This is a genomic window from Komagataeibacter europaeus (assembly GCF_002173515.1).
Taxonomy (GTDB): Bacteria; Pseudomonadota; Alphaproteobacteria; order Acetobacterales; family Acetobacteraceae; genus Komagataeibacter; species Komagataeibacter europaeus.
Genome location: NZ_CP021467.1, coordinates 2,534,775 through 2,553,353 on the forward strand (window position 1 = coordinate 2,534,775; position 18,579 = coordinate 2,553,353).

The 18,579-nt window shown below is 64.1% G+C and carries 18 protein-coding genes and 1 tRNA gene; 16 read left to right on the forward strand and 3 right to left on the reverse strand.

Annotated features, from left to right (window positions below; all coding sequences use genetic code 11):
* Positions 1–12 precede the first annotated feature (12 nt).
* The 5 genes from mnmG to S101446_RS11740 all read left to right on the forward strand — a co-directional run bounded on the left by mnmG (position 13) and on the right by S101446_RS11740 (position 4,364).
* Positions 13–1,884 (forward strand): tRNA uridine-5-carboxymethylaminomethyl(34) synthesis enzyme MnmG, encoded by a 1,872-nt coding sequence (gene mnmG, locus S101446_RS11720; RefSeq protein WP_087608420.1) that lies wholly within the window; start codon positions 13–15, stop codon positions 1,882–1,884.
* Positions 1,881–2,489, forward strand: coding sequence for a 16S rRNA (guanine(527)-N(7))-methyltransferase RsmG (rsmG, locus tag S101446_RS11725; protein ID WP_087608421.1), 609 nt, complete (start codon positions 1,881–1,883; stop codon positions 2,487–2,489). The genes mnmG and rsmG overlap by 4 nt, the downstream gene beginning before the upstream one ends.
* Positions 2,482–3,306, forward strand: a complete 825-nt coding sequence (locus S101446_RS11730; RefSeq protein WP_087608422.1) for a ParA family protein — start codon at positions 2,482–2,484, stop codon at positions 3,304–3,306. The genes rsmG and S101446_RS11730 overlap by 8 nt, the downstream gene beginning before the upstream one ends.
* Positions 3,306–4,205, forward strand: coding sequence for a ParB/RepB/Spo0J family partition protein (locus S101446_RS11735; protein WP_010508575.1), 900 nt, complete (start codon positions 3,306–3,308; stop codon positions 4,203–4,205). The genes S101446_RS11730 and S101446_RS11735 overlap by 1 nt, the downstream gene beginning before the upstream one ends.
* 83 nt (positions 4,206–4,288) lie before the next feature.
* Positions 4,289–4,364: transfer RNA gene (locus tag S101446_RS11740), tRNA-Lys, on the forward strand.
* 142 nt (positions 4,365–4,506) lie between these two features.
* On the opposite strand, the gene S101446_RS17745 is transcribed toward S101446_RS11740, so the two are convergent.
* Positions 4,507–4,677, reverse strand: a complete 171-nt coding sequence (locus tag S101446_RS17745; RefSeq protein WP_157684849.1) for a hypothetical protein — start codon at positions 4,675–4,677, stop codon at positions 4,507–4,509.
* On the opposite strand from S101446_RS17745, the gene S101446_RS11745 reads away from it, so the two are divergent.
* The 7 genes from S101446_RS11745 to S101446_RS11775 all read left to right on the forward strand — a co-directional run bounded on the left by S101446_RS11745 (position 4,676) and on the right by S101446_RS11775 (position 13,388).
* A complete protein-coding gene (locus tag S101446_RS11745) occupies positions 4,676–5,416 on the forward strand; it encodes a gamma-glutamyl-gamma-aminobutyrate hydrolase family protein (protein ID WP_087608423.1) in 741 nt (246 codons plus the stop codon). The genes S101446_RS17745 and S101446_RS11745 overlap by 2 nt on opposite strands.
* Positions 5,413–6,189, forward strand: coding sequence for a pseudouridine synthase (locus tag S101446_RS11750; RefSeq protein ID WP_010508573.1), 777 nt, complete (start codon positions 5,413–5,415; stop codon positions 6,187–6,189). The genes S101446_RS11745 and S101446_RS11750 overlap by 4 nt, the downstream gene beginning before the upstream one ends.
* A complete protein-coding gene (gene rsmD, locus S101446_RS11755; RefSeq protein WP_087608424.1) occupies positions 6,189–6,764 on the forward strand; it encodes a 16S rRNA (guanine(966)-N(2))-methyltransferase RsmD in 576 nt (191 codons plus the stop codon). Before S101446_RS11750 ends, rsmD begins: the two co-directional genes overlap by 1 nt.
* 166 nt (positions 6,765–6,930) lie before the next feature.
* Positions 6,931–9,741 (forward strand): DNA translocase FtsK, encoded by a 2,811-nt coding sequence (locus S101446_RS11760; protein ID WP_087608425.1) that lies wholly within the window; start codon positions 6,931–6,933, stop codon positions 9,739–9,741.
* A complete protein-coding gene (locus tag S101446_RS11765; protein WP_087608426.1) occupies positions 9,738–10,496 on the forward strand; it encodes an RluA family pseudouridine synthase in 759 nt (252 codons plus the stop codon). The genes S101446_RS11760 and S101446_RS11765 overlap by 4 nt, the downstream gene beginning before the upstream one ends.
* A complete protein-coding gene (locus tag S101446_RS11770; RefSeq protein ID WP_087608427.1) occupies positions 10,478–12,586 on the forward strand; it encodes a hypothetical protein in 2,109 nt (702 codons plus the stop codon). Before S101446_RS11765 ends, S101446_RS11770 begins: the two co-directional genes overlap by 19 nt.
* A gap of 34 nt (positions 12,587–12,620) precedes the next feature.
* Positions 12,621–13,388, forward strand: coding sequence for a histidine phosphatase family protein (locus S101446_RS11775; RefSeq protein ID WP_087608428.1), 768 nt, complete (start codon positions 12,621–12,623; stop codon positions 13,386–13,388).
* 178 nt (positions 13,389–13,566) lie between these two features.
* Here S101446_RS11775 and S101446_RS18630 read toward each other — a convergent pair whose 3' ends face one another.
* On the reverse strand, positions 13,567–13,701 hold the full coding sequence (locus tag S101446_RS18630; protein ID WP_259369020.1) for a hypothetical protein: 135 nt from the start codon (positions 13,699–13,701) through the stop codon (positions 13,567–13,569).
* Between the two features lie 226 nt (positions 13,702–13,927).
* Between S101446_RS18630 and S101446_RS11785 the strand changes: the two genes are divergently transcribed.
* From S101446_RS11785 to S101446_RS11800, 4 genes are all read left to right on the forward strand, one after another.
* On the forward strand, positions 13,928–14,401 hold the full coding sequence (locus S101446_RS11785; protein ID WP_087608429.1) for a nucleoside deaminase: 474 nt from the start codon (positions 13,928–13,930) through the stop codon (positions 14,399–14,401).
* A 120-nt stretch (positions 14,402–14,521) separates the two neighbouring features.
* Complete coding sequence (locus S101446_RS11790; protein ID WP_053322961.1) at positions 14,522–16,093, forward strand: Do family serine endopeptidase; 1,572 nt, start codon at positions 14,522–14,524, stop codon at positions 16,091–16,093.
* A gap of 185 nt (positions 16,094–16,278) precedes the next feature.
* Positions 16,279–17,193, forward strand: a complete 915-nt coding sequence (gene folD / locus S101446_RS11795) for a bifunctional methylenetetrahydrofolate dehydrogenase/methenyltetrahydrofolate cyclohydrolase FolD (RefSeq protein WP_026018587.1) — start codon at positions 16,279–16,281, stop codon at positions 17,191–17,193.
* A gap of 28 nt (positions 17,194–17,221) precedes the next feature.
* Positions 17,222–17,959 carry a methylenetetrahydrofolate reductase gene (locus tag S101446_RS11800; protein WP_087608430.1) on the forward strand — a complete coding sequence of 246 codons (738 nt, stop codon included), beginning with the start codon at positions 17,222–17,224 and terminating at the stop codon, positions 17,957–17,959.
* A 27-nt stretch (positions 17,960–17,986) separates the two neighbouring features.
* On the opposite strand, the gene S101446_RS11805 is transcribed toward S101446_RS11800, so the two are convergent.
* Positions 17,987–18,562 (reverse strand): NUDIX domain-containing protein, encoded by a 576-nt coding sequence (locus S101446_RS11805; RefSeq protein ID WP_010508560.1) that lies wholly within the window; start codon positions 18,560–18,562, stop codon positions 17,987–17,989.
* Positions 18,563–18,579: the final 17 nt, after the last annotated feature.

An 18,579-nucleotide genomic window follows, 5' to 3' on the forward strand; every position in this document is an offset into this window, starting at 1 on the left:
GGAAGTGCCGGAATGAGTCGCGTATATGATGTGATTGTCGTGGGTGGCGGTCATGCGGGGTGCGAAGCCGCATCTGCCGCCGCGCGCATGGGCGCGCGGACGATGCTGCTGACACATCGCCTGGATACCGTCGGCATCATGTCCTGCAATCCGGCCATTGGCGGAATTGGCAAGGGACACCTTGTGCGTGAAATCGATGCGCTTGACGGCCTGATGGGGATTGCGGCCGATCGGGCTGGGATTCATTTCAAGCTGTTGAACCGTTCCAAGGGGCCAGCGGTGCATGGCCCGCGTGCGCAGGCGGACCGTTCGCTCTATCGTCAGGCCATACAGGACCTTCTGGCGCAGACCGAAGGGCTGGATATCGTCGAAGGTGCGGCAGGCGACCTGCTGGTCAGTCCGCAGGGCCGGGTGGACGGTATTGCCTGCGAAGATGGCCGCACCTTTGCCTGCGGTGCCGTGGTGCTTGCCACGGGCACGTTCCTGCGCGGGACGATCCATGTCGGGCATGACAGCCAGCCAGCAGGAAGGGTAGGGGACCGACCCGCGAATGCGCTGGGTGAACGTCTGGCCGGACTGGGGCTGCGCATGGGGCGGCTGAAGACCGGTACACCGGCCCGCATCGCGCGCGACAGCATCAACTGGGACGTCCTGGCGGAAGACCGGGGCGACGCCGTGCCGGAACCGTTCAGCCGCATGACGGATGTCATTACAAACCCCATGGTGTCGTGCCGTATCACGGCCACCACGCCGCGCACGCATGAGATCATACGCGAAAACCTTCAGCTCTCCGCCCTGTATGGCGGGGCGATATCGGGGCGTGGGCCGCGCTACTGCCCGTCGATCGAGGATAAGGTCGTGCGGTTCGCGCAGCGTGAGTCCCATCAGATATTTCTTGAACCCGAAGGTCTGCCCGGCACGCCCGATGGGGAACTGGTCTATCCCAATGGCATTTCCACCAGCCTGCCTGAAAACGTGCAGGTGGAAATGCTGCGCAGCATCCCCGGGCTGGAACAGTGTCGGATCGTCAGGCCGGGTTACGCGGTGGAATATGATTACGTGGATCCGCGCGAACTCGCGCCCACGCTGGAACTGAAAAACATGCCGGGCCTGTTTCTTGCCGGTCAGATCAACGGTACGACCGGGTACGAGGAAGCCGGGGCGCAGGGCCTGCTGGCTGGTGTCAACGCCGCCCGCTGTGCTGCGGGGCAGGAAGGTGTGACCCTTGACCGTGGGGATGCCTATATCGGTGTCATGATCGATGACCTGACCACGCAGGGCGTGTCCGAACCCTATCGCATGTTTACGTCCCGCGCCGAGTACCGCCTGACCCTGCGGGCGGATAATGCCGACCTGCGGCTGACCCCGCGTGGACTGGAATGGGGCTGCGTAAGGAGAGCGCGTGCAGAAAGATACCGCATGGACCGCGCCGCGATCGAGGCCGCCACCGAACGTGCCCGCAACGAAACCTATAACCCGGATACCCTGCGCAGGGCCGGGGTGAATGTTTCGGCTGATGGGCGCGCGCGCTCGCTTTTGGATGTGCTGGCGACGGATGCATCGTCCGAAACACTCGCCCGGATCGCACCATGGTTTACTGACCTGCCACCCCGCGTGGCCCAGCATCTGGCGACCGAGGCCCGTTACAGTGGCTATATTTCCCGGCAGGATCGTGAAATCCGCCAGCTTGCCAGCGAGGGGCGCATGGCCCTGCCGGTGGATCTGGATTATGCCCAGGTTGGTGGCCTGAGCACGGAAATGCAGGAACGGCTGTCACGCGTCCGGCCCGTGACGTTTGGCGCGGCACAGCGTATTCCCGGCATGACGCCATCGGCGCTGGTCGCCCTGCTGGCGCATGTGCGGCAAAGGCAGGTCGCGGTATGACGGACATGCCCGATGTTTCACGTGAAACACATGACAGGCTGGAACGCTATGCCGATATCCTGCTGCGGTGGAACCAGCGGATCAATCTTGTCTCGCCCCATGATCTGCCACATTTATGGTCGCGTCATATTGCCGATAGCCTGCAACTGGCGCGGCTGATTCCATCTGGCCCCACAAGTCTGGTGGATATGGGATCCGGTGGCGGGTTTCCCGGCCTGGTTATTGCATGCGCCACGGATGCACGGGTGACATTGATCGAATCGGATCAGCGCAAGGCTGCCTTCCTGCGTGAGGCCGCACGGGTGGCGGGTGTGCAGGTCCGTGTCTGTGCGCAGCGGCTGGAGGTCGCTGACGTGCCGCCCGCACAGGTCGTGACGGCGCGTGCGCTGGCGCCCCTGTCGCGCCTGCTGGAATGGGGTACGCGCTTTCTGCAGCCCGATGGCTTCTGCCTGTTTCTGAAAGGACGGAATGCGGAAGATGAACTGACAACAGCCAGCGCCGACTGGCACATGGCGACAACCCGGATTCCAAGCCGTACAAATGCGGATGGTGTGATTCTAGAATTGAGCGATATCAGGCGTGTCAGAGACCACAACAATGAATGATACGGGAAGCGGGCTTGCATCTTCCCCCCACATTATTGCGCTGGCCAACCAGAAGGGCGGTGTGGGCAAGACAACCACGGCCATCAATCTGTCGGCGGCTCTGGCGACATCGGGGCTGAAGGTCCTGCTTGTCGATATGGACCCGCAGGGCAATGCTTCGACCGGACTGGGCGTAGGTTATGATGCCCGCCGCAGCGGCACCTACGCCATGCTGGAAGATGGCGAACGGGCTGCCGCCGTGGTGCAGCCCAGCGCCGTGCCCGGCCTGTCGCTGATCGCGGCGGATACGGAACTGGCCGGGGCGGAACTGGAACTGGTCATGTCCGACCGGCGTGAATACCGGCTGCATGAGGCACTGGCGCAGGTCGGGGCGGACTATGACGTCATCCTGATCGATTGCCCCCCCAGCCTCGGCCTGCTGACCCTCAACGCCCTTGTGGCGGCGCAATCCGTAATCGTGCCGTTGCAGTGTGAATTCTTCGCGCTGGAAGGCATCAGCCAGCTGGTGCGGACCGTCAACAGCGTGCGGCAGTCACTCAATCCCGCGCTGAAACTCGATGGCATCGTGCTGACCATGTACGATCGGCGTAACAACCTGTCGGAACTGGTGGCGGAGGATGCCCGCAGCTTTTTCGGGGACAGGGTGATGGAAACCCTCATTCCCCGCAATATCCGGATTTCCGAGGCGCAGAGCCATGGGCAGCCGGTAATGAATTACGACCAGCGTTCGTCCGGCAGCCTGGCCTATCAGGCCCTCGCCACCGAAGTCACGGACCGTCTGGGGCTGCATGCCGTACAGAAAGGGAAGGCGCGCTGATGAAAACCAAGAAGGATGCCGGTCGCCCCCGTCTCGGTCGCGGACTGGCTGCCCTGCTGGGTGAACAGGTCAACATGCTGCCTGCCGCACCGGCGGTGGAAGCACGCAAAACGCCCGAAACCATTTCCAGCCTGCCGGTTGATGTAATGGAGCCAGGTCCCTTCCAGCCACGTCAGCAGATGGAGCCCGGCGCACTGGATGAACTGGCCAGTTCCATTCGCGTGCGTGGCATCCTGCAGCCCATCCTTGTACGGCCACATCCGGGGCGTAAGGGGGTATACCAGATCATTGCGGGGGAACGCCGCTGGCGTGCCGCGCAGATTGCGGGCCTGCATGACGTGCCCGTTCATATCCGCCCGCTGGAGGACGGGGACGCCATGGCGGCGGCACTGGTGGAAAACCTCCAGCGTGCCGACCTCAACGCCATTGAGGAAGCCGAGGGCCTGCAACGCCTGCTGGATGACTATGACCTGACGCAGGATGAACTGGCCAGTGCAATTGGCAAGTCCCGTCCACACGTGGCCAACATGGTGCGCCTGTTGCAGTTGCCGCCGCCCGTGCGTGATGCCGTGCGTCATCAAAGCCTGTCGGCGGGACATGCCCGTGCCCTGCTGGCACATGACGATCCCGTTGCGGCGCTGAAGGTCGTGCTGGCGCAGGGCCTGAATGTCCGGCAGACGGAAGCCTTGGCCAGGCAGCAGGAACGCAAGGCTGCTGCTGCGCGTGACAAGGCGGAAAAAACAGCCCGCAATCCCGAAATTGCTGCGCTGGAACGTGACCTTGCCACAAGGCTGGGGCTGAAGGTGCAGATTGCCTTTGACGGCAAGGGCGGCAGCATCCGGATTGATTACCGTTCGCTGGAACAGTTTGATGGCCTGCTGCGGCTGCTGCAGCAGTAGGAATTTCAAAAAAGTCAAAAATTCCCCTTGTCAGACAATCAGGTGACTGCTAGAAGCCCTCTCACCCGAGCGGGTAACCCTGTGGGCGCATAGCTCAGTTGGTAGAGCAGCTGACTCTTAATCAGCGGGTCCAAGGTTCGAGCCCTTGTGCGCCCACCATAGGGTTTAACAGGATTACAGAAATCCCCATCATGGCATCGCCGGTGGGGATTTTTTGTATTATGACCCCGGCGGGACATCGGGCAATGGCACATAGTAACGTCGTCATTCCTTTTGACCGGAGATTTCTTTAAGGGCTGTTTCAAAATAACCCGTCGATAAAAAGTAATGAAAGTTTTCGGGTACGTTCCTTCTCCAGCAGGACGGCGTGCCCAGAAGCTTTTTGAAAAACAGCTGCATCAAAAACTTTCTTGCTGACCTGCAGGATATTGCGTGAGCAGACTTTTGAAACAGTTTCCGGGGCAGGCGGCATGACATCTCATTCACCCCTGATCGGGGTCACACTGGACAGCGAACCGCCCGCAACAGATGACAGGGCCGGGTATTCCCGCTTCCCATGGTATGCGATCCGCCAGAACTACATGGACATGACTGCGGCCTGTGGTGGCTTGCCGGTCGCGCTGGGCCATGACGCGCGGCAGGCGGCGGACATGGTTGCGCGGCTGGACGCCCTGGTGGTGACCGGTGGCGCGTTTGATGTGCCGCCCGATCTGTACGGCGCATCCGGCCAGCATGCCAGCGTGCAGACCAAGCCCCGGCGTACGGCGGCGGAAACGGCCCTGGTCCATGCCGCCATGATACGTGGCATTCCTGTTCTGGGCATATGTGGCGGCATGCAGCTTCTGGCTGTCGTGCTTGGGGGGCGGCTGGTACAGCATATTCCCGATACCTATCCGGCAGCCCTTGCGCATGAACAGCCCAATCCGCGTGATGAACCGGGGCATGAGGTGGACGTGGTGGCAGGCACGCATCTGGCGCGGCTGGTGGGCCGGAGCCGGCTGGCGGTGAATTCGTCCCATCATCAGGCGGTAGGGGATGCAGGACGGGCGGTAATCTGTGCTACAGCGCCTGATGGGGTTGTCGAGGCCATTGAACTGCCCGGCCATCCATTTTGCATCGGGGTGCAGTGGCATCCGGAATTTGGCATATCGGCAGGGGACCGTCTCCTGTTCGAAGGGTTGATCGACGCTGCGAGGCAGACACGAACATGACACAGGACCATTCCCCCCCGTCTACCCAGGAACGGGGTGACCGTATTGCCAAATGGCTGGCCCGGTCCGGCGTTGCCAGCAGGCGAGATGCGGAGCGCATGATTGCCGAAGGCCGGGTCAGGCTGAACAGCGCGGTCGTTACTCATCCGGCCACGTTCGTTGATGCGGGCGATATCGTTCAGGTGGACAACACTGTGGTCAGCGCGCCAGACCGCACGCGGCTGTGGCGGTACCACAAGCCCGATGGTCTGGTGACAACCCATCGCGACCCCGAAGATCGTCCGACGGTGTTTGATTCCCTGCCGCCGGGACTGCCGCGCGTCATCAGCGTGGGGCGGCTTGACCTGAACAGCGAGGGCCTGCTGCTGCTGACCAATGATGGCGAACTGGCCCGCAGGCTGGAACTGCCCAGCAATGGCTGGATACGCCGTTACCGCGTGCGTGTATTCGGGGTGGTGGACGAACGGATGCTGGCCTCCCTTGCCCATGGCAGTGAATTCGAGGGCGTGCGCTATGGCCCGATCGAGGCACAGCTGGACTCCGCCAAGGGGGACAATGCGTGGCTGACCGTCTCCCTGCGCGAAGGCAAGAACCGCGAGGTCCGCAAGGTCATGCGGGGGCTGAACCTGCACGTCAGCCGCCTGATTCGCACCTCATATGGTCCGTTCCAGCTTGGTACGCTCCAGCGTGGTGAACTTGAGGAAGTGACCGGCAAGGTCATTCGTGAACAGGTGCCCGGCCTTATGCCAGCCAAGTCACAGCGCAGGGCGTAATGCGTATCATCGCGGGTGAATGTCGCGGCCGCACCCTGCATGCGCCACCGGGACAGGCCACACGCCCCACGGCGGACCGTGTGCGGCAGGCGCTGTTTGACACGCTGGCCCATGCATCTTGGGCGGGGATGGACCTTCTGCGCGGCGCACGCGTTCTGGACGGATTCGCAGGGACAGGGGCGCTGGGACTGGAAGCCCTGTCACGTGGCGCCGCCACTGCCGTGTTTGTGGAACAGAACCGCGCTGCCCTGCGGGCCCTGCGTGAAAATGTCACGGCCTGCGGCATGGATGGTCGCGCCATGATCCGTGCGATGGACGTGCTGCGCCTGCCTGCGCGTGGCGCATCCGGTCCGGTGGATCTGATTTTTCTGGATCCACCCTATAACCAGGACCTGCCCGCCCGCGCGCTGGCGGTGCTGGAACGCGGCGGCTGGCTGCATCCCGCGACCCTGGTGGTGGTTGAGACGGCGGCGGCGGAGCAGCCCCCGGTTGCCGCTGACCGGCTTCTGCTCGAACGCAGGCATGGGGCCGCGTGCCTGTACGCATGGCGACATGGCCCGGGCGACGCGGCATAATTGATTGCCGTATTTTCGCCAGCGGCCTTCTGTCTATGGGGTGGACGGGGTTATAGTGGTGCCGTTTGACGGAAATGACGGATGTAAAGTGCGATGGTCATTTCCCTTGTGCGTTCGGTCCCTGCGGGCATGCCCATGCCGGGGCCTATGATCAGGATATGGATTTTTGGCGATTTTCAGCCGTTTTGTCCCTGACTCGCTGTCCTCTGGCCCGGTGCGGTCGCGCCTGCGCGACCGGTTGACCGAAGCGGGAGGACTGGGGTTGTGGAGTCTGGCGCTGTGTCTTGCCATCGCCTTGTGGAGCTATGATCCCCGCGACCCGTCGGCCAATACATCCAGCGCGCAGCCGCCGGACAACCTGCTTGGCCGGCCGGGCGCGTACATGGCTGATTTCATGCTCCAGAATTTCGGGATCGTGGATGTCCTGGCCATTTTCTGCCTGCTGGCATGGGGATGGCGGCTGATCCGGCACCATGGGCTGGCGTCGGCCCTGCTGCGCATCATCGCACTGGTCTGCGCGCTGCCGGTCATCGCGGCGGACATCGCGGCCGTGCCCCTGCTGCTGCCCGCGCTTCAGGCCCCGCTATGGCCAACGCAGGCCGGGCCGGGTGGTGCGGTCGGCCTGTCGGTGGCGCATATGTCCATTCAGGCCGCTACCGTTTTCGTCGGGCGGGGCGGGCCGCTTGTTGTCTGGCTGCTGGGGCTGGTGCTGGGGGGGCTGCTGCTGCTGTTGGCCCTTGCCCTGTCCCTGTCGGAATGGCGGGGCATTGGTCGCGGGATCAGGGTCCTGCTGCGCCAGCCCATGGCCCTGGCCATATGGCTGCGCCGGGTAACGGGGGAAAGGGCGCAGGCCCGGACCGTGGCGGATACGGCCCCGTATTCCGGTGGGGGAAGGGCGGCGCGGGATCCGTCTCCCTTCCACGCGCCACTCATGGATACGGGTCATGAAACGGGGGCGGACCCGGTACCGGCCACGGGGCATGCAGCGTCCGGCACGGCCATGATGCCCGTGGCCGAGCCGCAGGCGGTCAGGCCGTCGGGACAGAAGAACATGCCCGCGCCCACCACAAAGCCGGAAACAAAGCGGCCAGCACTGGGTGGACGCAAGGCGGAGGGGGGCAAGCCCGCACAGGTTTCGCTGCAGACCAGTTGGATGCACCCGCCGGGCATGGACGAGGAAATTACCCAGCCCCTGCTCATGGACGGTCCCACGCCGGTATCGGACCAGGTGCCGTGGCATGAGGATACCGACGCACACGATACCCGGCCCGTCATTGCCGTCCCCCATGATGACGGCCTGCCAGTAGCGGCAAAGGAACCCGCGCGCCCGACGCTGCTGTCGCGCTTTTTCTCCGGCGCGGGGCGGACGGGGACGGCAGAGGAACCGGTGGCCAGCACGCCGGATTATGTCCCCGCTGCGCCCGTCGCCCCCCCGGCAGATACCTATACGCCCCCGCCACAGCCGGAATGGCAGTTCCCGCCGCTGTCGCTGCTCAAGCCCCCGCCATCGAACGAGGCCACCAAGCCGACCGAGGAACTGCTGCACGCCAATGCCACGCAGCTTGTCACCGTGCTGTCGGAATACGGGGTGCAGGGGGAAATCGTCGCCTATCACGCGGGCCCGGTCGTAACCCTGTATGAACTCCAGCCCGCCCCCGGCATCCGGGCCGCCCGCGTGATTGGCCTGGCCGATGACGTGGCGCGCTCCCTGTCGGTACTCAGCGTGCGCATCGCCACCGTGCCCGGTCGCAACGTGATCGGGATCGAGGTACCCAATACAAGGCGCGAGACGGTCTATTTTTCCGAACTGCTCATGGATCCGCAATGGGCGCATTCCCGTGCGCGCCTCAACCTTGCGCTGGGCAAGGATATTGCGGGCGAGTCGGTTTACAGTGACCTCGCCGCCATGCCGCACCTGCTGATCGCGGGCACCACCGGGTCGGGCAAGTCGGTGGGCGTGAATTCCATGATCCTGTCACTGCTCTATCGTCTTTCGCCCGAGCAGTGCCGCCTGATCCTGATTGACCCCAAGATCCTTGAACTCTCGATCTATGAAGGCATTCCCCACCTCATGACGCCCGTGGTGACGGAACCGGCCAAGGCGGTCGCCGCACTTAAATGGGCCGTGCGGGAAATGGATCGCCGTTACCGTGGCATGGCGCACCTGCAGGTGCGTAATATTGCCAGCTACAACGAACGCGTGGCCGAAGCGCGTGCGCGCGGGGAAATCGTGACCCGGCGTGTACAGACCGGCTATGACCCCGAAACCGGCAAGCCCACGTTCGAGGAACAGCAGCTTGCCCTCGATTCCCTGCCATATCTCGTCATCGTGGTGGACGAGATGGCCGACCTCATGATCGTGGCGGGCAAGGAAATTGAAGCCCTGCTGCAGCGTCTGGCGCAGAAGGCGCGTGCTGCGGGCATTCACCTGATCCTTGCGACCCAGCGCCCGTCGGTGGACGTGATTACCGGCACCATCAAGGCGAACTTTCCCACCCGTATCTCCTTTCAGGTCATCAGCAAGTTCGACAGCCGCACCATCCTGGGCGAGCAGGGGGCCGAACAGCTGCTGGGGCGCGGGGATATGCTGTTCATGCAGGCAGGCGGACGGATCACACGTGTCCATGGCCCGTTCGTGGATGATGGCGAGGTCGAGGCCGTCGTTGCCTTCCTGCGCACGCAGGGGGAACCGATCTATGATGACGACGTCATTTCCCCGCAGGAAGAAGACAGTTCCGGCAAACCCTTCGCCGCCCCCGCCGGCGGGGCGGAGGAAGACGGCCTGTTCGCGCAGGCGGTCGAGGTCGTGGCGCGTGAAGGCAAGGCATCAACGTCCTTCATCCAGCGCCATCTGTCGATCGGCTATAACCGTGCGGCCAAGATCATCGAGCAGATGGAAAAGGAGGGCCTGGTCAGCGAGGCCAACCATGTCGGCCGCCGTGAAGTCCTGATGCGCCGTAATACGGAAGACGAATGAAACCCCACGCCATGCAGCGCGGGGCAGGGCAGGCACCTGTTGCCCCGCCATTCACGGTCCTGTACCGCGATAACCGGCTTGTGGTGCTGGACAAGCCGCCGGGCCTGCCGGTCCATCCCGGTCGCGCCGGTGGCGTCAGTGTCGAGGACTGGTTTCCCGCCCTGTCGCGGCACCGGAACGGTCCATGGCTTGCGCACCGCCTGGATCAGGACACATCGGGCTGTCTGGTGATCGCCCTGCGCAAGCAGGCGCTGGTGGCGGTACAGGCATGTTTCGCGGCGGGACAGGCGCGCAAGACCTACTGGGCCATCGTGCAGGGTACGCCCGGGACGGCGCGGGGCGTGATCGATACGCCGCTTGCGCGGGTGGAACAGGGCAGGCAGTGGCGGATGCAGCCGGTAAAGACCGGTGGTCAGCCCGCCCGGACGCGCTGGCGCGTGCGGGGGACGGGGCATGATGGCGCGGGCCAGCCCATAACCTGGCTGGAACTGGTTCTGGAAACCGGGCGTACCCATCAGGCCCGTGCGCATTGCGCTGCGATCGGGTGTCCCATACGTGGTGACACGCGCTATGGCGCACGAGACGCGGGGGCGCTACACCTTATGAGCCGGAGCATCCATCTGCCACTGGATGTGCCCGTGCATGCCACGGCCATGCCACCGGAGCATATGCGCCGTATCATGGATCAGGCTGGCTGGACCGTGCCACCTGACAGCGTGGAAAAGGAAGTGACACGGTGTTCGCCCACACATTGACGCAGGAACTGCTGCGTGTTCTGGAACGACCGGACCTGCGGGTGATTGCGGGCGAACGGCAGATCATGCTCGATCCCACGCTGGACCTGCCCTTTCGTGTCCAGCCCGGCGGGGCCATCGTGCTGGGGCTGCCCGCGCAGGGACAGCAGGAAGAAACGGCCTTTTTCCTGCGGCATGCGCTGGAACTGGCCCCGCTGCTGGAAATTGCGCCGCACAGGGCCCTGTGCGCAGCCTTCTGTGCCGCGCGTACGGCAGCCCTGTTCTGGTATCTTGATACCGGTCGCTCGGATGCTGATGCACCGGCGGCATGGGTACCGCAGATGGCGGCGGCGCAGGTGCCCTCCGCCACGATCCTGCAACAGATATGGTCTGCCCTCGCGCCCTTGCAGCCTGCCCTGTCGTTGCCGGACGGATCGGGGCCCTTTGGCGCGCTGCATGACGCCCTGTGTGCCCTGTGGCCCATCCTTGGCCCGACCGAAAGCCTCATGGCCACGGGCGGCGACGCCCGTCTGGCCGTGGACCCCGCGACGGGGCTGAACCATTACGGCTGTTCGCACCGGCCCAGGCCATGGGCCATCACCTTTGCTTCCTCCACCGCGTCATCGCTGTCCGAACGGGGCTTTGCCGGGGCGGAAACGGCGCGTCTGTCCCTGTTGGCCGGTGCATTGCACGGGCGGGGCGAGAACGCTGCGCGGATGCTGGATGGAGATATACAGGCCCGCATTGCCGCACATTTCGGCCTGGAAGCAGATGAAGGGGTCGTCCTCGCCCCATCGGGCACGGATTGTGAACTGTACGCGCTGGCGCTGGCTGCCCTTGCACCCGGTGGCCGACCCGTCAGCAATATCCTGCTTGCGCCGGAGGAAACCGGCAGCGGCGTGCCGCTGGCCGCCATGGGGTGTCATTTCGCCAATGATACCGCCCTTGGCCATTCCGTGACACGGGGTGCGCCCATCGCCGGTTTTCCCACCGATACGCTGGTGGTGAACGTGCCGATGCGCGATGCGGCGGGCCATGTGCGCCCGGCGGCGGATGTCGATGCCGAGACCTGTCGCCTGACCCATGAAATGCGCGCGGCGGATCGGCATGTGCTGCTGCATCGGCTGGACCTGTCCAAGACGGGGCTGCTGGCGCCGGGACTGGCCGCACTGGAACAGGCCTGCGCACCGGTTGGCAGGTCAGAAGATTGCCCCGACGTGGTGGTGGATGCCTGTCAGGCCCGGCTGGACCCGCTGCGGGTGCGGGATTATCTGGATCGGGGCTGGATGGTCATGGTCACCGGGTCCAAATTCTTTACCGGCCCGCCTTTCTGCGGGGCGTTGCTGTTGCCCGCGGGGGTGCGGCGCAGGCTGGATGGCCCGCATCCCGTGCCCGTAGGGCTGGGGGATTACAGCTACCGCCATGCATGGCCGCAGGGCAGGGCGGTGGCCAGGCTTCCTGCGGGGCATAATATCGGGCTGATCCTGCGCTGGTGCGCGGCACTGGCGGAAATGACCGCGATCAGCCGCATTCCCCGCGCGGTGATCCATGACCGGTTGCATGGTTTCCTGTCTGCCGTCACCAGCCGCATCATGACGGATCCCGCGCTGGAAATCCTGCCCCCGGTGCGTCCTGACCGTGCCCCCATGGATAATGCATGGGATACCCTGCCGACCATTATCTGTTTTTTCGTGCGCGCGCCGGGTCGTGACGCGGAGACCTTCCACCCGCTGGCCCTGCCGGACGCGCGGCGGCTGTATGCATGGCTCAATACCGACCTGTCCGGCCTGATCCCGCCCGATGATCCCGATGCGGCCCTTGCCAGCGTCCTGTGCCATGTGGGTCAGCCCGTGCCGCTGGCGCATCCCGGCCGCCCCGGTGTGATCGTGGGGGCGCTGCGTATTTCCGCGGGCGCCCGGCTGGTCGTGGGGGAGCCGTCACATGAGGGCATGGACCCGACCGAGCGCCTGCGGCGCGAAGTGCGTAACGTCGGGCGGATTCTCGACAAGATCAGCCTGATCCTGCGGCACTGGTCGCAGCTCAGCACGGCAGCGCCGGTACAGACCTACCTGCCGCGTGGCTGGCAGGCGCGGGCCATTCTGCCTGCATGAATTTCATGACCTACCCGTTCAATGGATATCCAGCGTGAGCATACAGACCAACCACGGCAATTTCCTTGATACCCCCCAGTTGCAGAAAGGGGTGACCCGATTCTGGCTGATCCGTCACGCACTGGTGGAACAGAACGCCCGCATGCGGCTGTATGGCGCGATGGATGTGCCCCTGTGCCCGGACAGCCTCGTGGCCCAGCGCTGGATGTATGAAGCCCTGGCGCGTCGCCTGCCACGCCCAGCGTTGTGGTTCACATCCCCCCTGTCACGCACACAGCAGACGGCGCGTGCCATCCAGCAGGCGGGCTATGGCCCGCATGAATGGCAGGTGGAACCCGACCTGACCGAACAGTCCATGGGCGAATGGCACGGCATTACGCATGATACCCTGCCGGAGAGGCTGAGTCTGCCCGCGCACCCCTTCTGGTCCGTCAGTGCGACCGAACTGCCGCCGGGTGGCGAAAGCATGGTGCAGGTCTGTGCCCGTGTTGGCGCGTGCCTTGACCGTCTGGCGGCCCGGCATGCAGGTCAGGACATGGTGGTGGTCAGCCACGGGGGCGCCATTCGCGCGGCACTGGCCCATGCATTGCGCATTCATGCGGAAACGGCCTTGCATTTTTCCATCCAGAACCTGGCGCTGAGTGTCATCGAACGCCTGCCGGAAGGATGGCGTATCGTGACCGTCAACGAACTGCCCATGCCTGTACCCGCTTCGTCCGACAGGGTGGGCGAGACCCCGGCATGGGCCGGGCAGGACGCGGAACAGCCTGCAATGGTGGCGCCTGATTTCAGGAGTTGTTGAGATCGTGGTGCGCGAAGGTGGCGCGACGACAGCCTTTACCCGGCATGATCTGTTGATCAGTCACGAAGCCTGGAAAACACGGCCTTTTTGAAAAAAATCGGTACCCAGGGGCTTTTGTTATTTTCCATGCAGGGGGAAATCCATGCCGGACCGGTTTCCGGCATGGAAAAGCGGGTTGTCAGCGTGGGGCTGATCGCAGCAGGCAGGTCAGGACACAGGTCTCGTTGGCCTGCGGTGCGCGGCGCAGGTCGTCTGACGCGGCCATCCCCGCCACGATGGCGGCAGTGGCAAGAACAAGCGTGAGCGTATGCATCACCTTACTCCCAGTAAGGTCATCCACACCCGGATGGGCGTATGATCCGGGACGGGATCGGCCTGTTGCAATCTGCCATGGCGCCGGCAGGGTTTCGTTCCCCACCATGCCTGTGTGAAACGATACTGTCAGGTTGTAGTTGTGCCAATCCATAAAAAAATGGCCGGTCATGGACAATTGTACGACGCGGTCGGTTGGTCTTGCGGGTAAAGGGGGATGCTATCGTATGGGCATGACACGTTCACGTCCCGTGCCTGCGTATTTCATGGATATCGCGATGGCGGAAGCCCGTGCGGCCGCCGGGCGTGGCGAGGTCCCGGTGGGCGCCGCCCTGTCGGGGCCGGACGGGATGCTGCTGGCGCGCGCGGGCAACCGGGTGGAGGAATGGGGCGATCCGTCCGCCCATGCGGAAATGCAGGTCATGCGCGCGGCAAGCGTGCAGCGTGGCGGACAGCGCCTGGCGGACTGCACGCTGTATGTCACGCTGGAACCGTGCCCGATGTGCGCGGCCGCGGCCACGCATTTCCGGGTGGGGAAGATCGTGTTCGGGGCCTATGACCCGAAGGGCGGTGGTGTTGAACATGGTCCGCGCCTGTTCGCGCAGCCACGCTGCCTGCACCGCCCCGAAACCGTGGGCGGCGTGCGCGAACGTGAGGCGGGGCGGCTGCTACGAGATTTTTTCCAGCGCCTGCGTGCCTAACCTATTTGTCATGCAACGGTATAACACGGGTCGGCTGTCTTGCGGCACAATGCAGGCAATGGGACTGTAAGCCCCGGCGGTCGGTCCCGTCCGTCGTTTCGAGATTTCAGCAGGACAACCATGTTCAGGGATGCCATGTCAGACGTATTGCGGTCGAACACCCTTTCCTCCCGCCGGTACCGTAGCCGGCTGCTGGCGGCGCTTGTGGCCAGTACTGTAGCGGGGGGCTGCCTGCTCTCGGCGCCTCTTGCGCGGGCGGAAGACAGCGGGGTGATCCACCCTGACACCCAGATCCAGCAGCTGCCGAATTTCGTCAACCTCGTCAAACAGGTCAAACCCGCCGTTGTGTCCATCACGGCGCGGATCAAGGACGCGGATACCGGCGAGGACGGCGGCCAGGGCGGCATGCCCGGCGGCTTCCCGTTTCCCTTTCCCTTCCAGATGATGCCGCAGCAGGCCCATCATACCGTTGAAGCCCGTGGGTCGGGCTTTGTCATTTCGCCCGACGGGTATGTCGTGACCAACAACCATGTGGTGAAGGGTGCGACCAAGGTTACCGTGACGCTGGATGACGGCACGGCGCTGCCCGCCAAGATCGTGGGGCGTGATTCCAAGACGGATATAGCCCTTCTCAAGGTCTCGCCATCGGGCAAGCTGCGTTTCATCGAACTGGGGGATTCGGACAAGGTCGAACCGGGTGAATGGGTCGTCGCCGTGGGCAATCCCTACGGTCTTGGCGGGACGGTGACGGCCGGCATCGTCTCGGCCCGTGGGCGTGACATCGGCGATGGTCCGTATGATTCCTTCATCCAGGTGGATGCCCCGATCAACCGCGGCAATTCCGGCGGCCCGCTGTTCACGCAGGATGGCAAGGTGGTGGGCGTGAATACCGCCATCCTGTCGCCCTCTGGCGGGTCGATCGGGATCGGATTCGCCATCCCGTCCGATACCGTGAAGAATATTGTCGACCAGCTTGAAAAGACCGGTCACGTCACCCGTGGTTATCTGGGTGTCACGGCGCAGGCGATCACGCCGTCCATGGCCAGTGCGCTGGGCATGAAGCCGTCGCCTTCCGGCGCGCCGGCGACTGGCGCGCTGGTGGCCAGCGTCAGTTCTGGCAGCCCGGCGGAAAAGGCGGGGCTGAAGGCAGGGGATGTCGTGACCACCCTGAATGGCCAGCCCATCGACACGCCGCATACGCTTGCGGTCAAGGTGGCGAGCATCGTGCCCGGCACCAAGGCGACGATTGCCTACCTGCGCAACAACAAGCCGCAGACCGCCAGTGTCCAGATTTCCAGCCTGGGCAAGGGGGGCACGGCCGATGGCACGGTTGGCGACACCACCCATGATGCGGACAAGGGACCGAAGCTGGGTGTGACGCTGGCGCCGCTGACGCCTGACCTGCGCCAGCAGCTTGGGCTGGAGGAAAACGTGCGTGGCGTGGTGGTCAGTGACGTGCAGGCCGGTTCCGCCGCCGAGCAGGCCGGGATCCATGCGGGCGACGTCATCCAGTCCGTGGGCGAGGTGCCGGTGGAAAACCCGCGCGCCACGGTTTCCGCCATCCGTCAGGCCCTGCAGGCCAATCATTCCGTCCTGTTGCGGGTCGTGCGTAACGGGCAGAGCGTTTTTGTGGCGGTTAGCCCCAACAGCGATGATTCCGATACGACCAGCACCGACGAAGACGACCAGTAACATCATCCCCCATCATTCGATGGCGGCGCGGGCCGGGGCAGTAATGTCCCGGCCTTTTTCGTGCGCGAAAGGCGGAAAAGCCGGTTTTTTTACCGCATGAGCCAGAAAAACGGCAGGTGATGATTGTCGCGCCATGGTTTCTTGCCTTATCTGCTGCCATCGCCATGTTCGTTTCCGGAGGGATGATGACCGGTCCAGCAGTATCCGATACGCAGGAACCCCATGCCGCGCGCCTGATTGACGGCAAGGGCTTCGCGGCCCGCATGACGCAGGATATCGCGGCCGATGTCAGCGCCTTCTATGACCGGCATCACATTACCCCCGGCCTTGCGGTGGTGCTGGTAGGCAATGATCCCGCCAGCGAGGTGTACGTGCGCAACAAGGCGCTGCAGACCCATCGCGCGGGCATGCGGTCGTTCATGCACATGCTGCCCGCCACGACATCGCAGAAGGAACTGCTGGGCCTGATCGAACGGCTGAATGTCGATCCCGAAATTCATGGCATCCTGGTGCAGCTGCCGCTGCCCAACGGGCTGGACCCGGTGGCGGTCACCAACGCGATCATTCCCGAAAAGGACGTGGACGGCCTGGGCGTGGTCAATGCCGGACGGCTGGCGCTGGGGCTGCCGGGTATCGTGCCCTGCACGCCGCTGGGCTGCCTGCTGCTGCTGCGTCATTATGTGGGCGACATGCGTGGCAAGGACGCGCTGGTGATCGGGGCGTCCAACCTTGTCGGCCGTCCCATGGCGGAACTGCTGCTGCGTGAGGGCTGTACCGTGACCGTGGCCCATATCGACACGCGTGATACCGCATCCCTTGCCCGGCAGGCCGATATCGTGGTGGTGGCGACGGGTGTGCGCGAACTGGTGCGTGGCGACTGGATCAAGCCGGGGGCCACGGTGATCGATGTCGGCATTTCCCGTGTCGCGCTGCCCAGTGGCAAGACGCGACTGGTGGGGGATGTGAAGTTTGATGAAGCGGTAAAACGCGCGGGCCTGATTACGCCCGTGCCCGGCGGGGTCGGTCCCATGACGATTGCCTGCCTGCTGCGCAATACCCTTGATGCGGCCCGGACACTGGTGGAAGGACGGGCGGGCTGAACGCTCCGCCGCAGACAGGAGAAAACACATGACGCTGATTTCCGTTGAACTGATCCCGCGTGACCGGGAAACGCTGCTGCGCGATGCGGGGGATGTCAGCCGGCTGTTTCCTGATGCGCAGATGATCAATATTCCCGACCTGCTGCGCTTTCCCCTGCGCAGCTGGGAGGCGGCTGCCCTGATCCGCCCGGTTTTCCCCCGCGTTGTTCCCCATATCCGCGCCATCGACATCGCGCCGGACGCGCCCCTGCCGGGCGTGGATGACCCGGACCTGCATGAGGTACTGGTGGTCAAGGGCGATCCGCCATCGGACCTGAAGCACCGCACCTATCCCAATACCAGCGAGAGTGTGATCGCCCGCTACCGGCGTGAGGCGCCGCATCTTACGGTCTATGCCGCGTTCGACCCGTACCGCCGTGCGCCGTACAAGGAAATGGAGTCCATCGCGCGCAAGAAGGAAGCCGGCGCGGCGGGTTTCTTCACCCAGCCCATTTTTGACATGCGCATGCTGGATCTGTGCATGAACTGGCTGCATGGGGAAAACGTGTTCTGGGGTATTTCCCCCGTGATTGGCCCCAAGTCACGTTCATACTGGGAAACGACCAATCACGTCATTTTCCCCCATGATTTCGATCCGACACTGGACGCCAACATTGCCTTTGCACGCCAGATGATGGACACGGTGGCGCAGGCGGGGGGCAATACCTATCTCATGCCGCTGCGCGTCAATCTGGAACGTTATCTGGTGCCACTGCGCCGCGCCTGACGGGCGCGGCGGTGGCGTTGCGGCCGGTCAGATCCAGCCCTGCGCGCGGATCAGGCCGAATGCCGCGATCGTGACCATGCAGGTGATGCGTCCGTCCACGATCATGGCTTCCATTTCCTTCAGCGTGACGATGTGGGTGGTGATGTCCTCCTCCGTTTCCTCACGCTCGTGCGGGCCCTGCTGCAGGCCGGTGGCCAGGTAGGCCCGGCCTTTCTGGGTGGTGTAGCCCGCCCCCTGATACAGCAGGCCCGCATTGCGCATCCGTCCTGCGATCAGGCCGGTTTCCTCACGCAGTTCGCCCCGCGCCACTTCTTCAGGCGTTGCATCGGGACGGTGTTCCCACATGCCCATGGGCAGTTCCCACATCCGTTTGCCGATGGGATAGCGGTACTGGCGGATCAGTGTGACGCGGGGACCGTCCGGGTCGTCCCATAGCGGCAGGATCACGACAAAATCCCCCCGTTCCACCACGCCATACAGTCCCTGCTTGCCGCCGGGACGGATGATGATGTCCTCGCGCACGCGGGTCCATGGGTTTTCATAGGCGGTGCGGGTGGAAACGGTTGTATAGCCACCAGCATCCGGTTTGGGGGGCTGTGTCATGGGGTCCTGAATCCTTC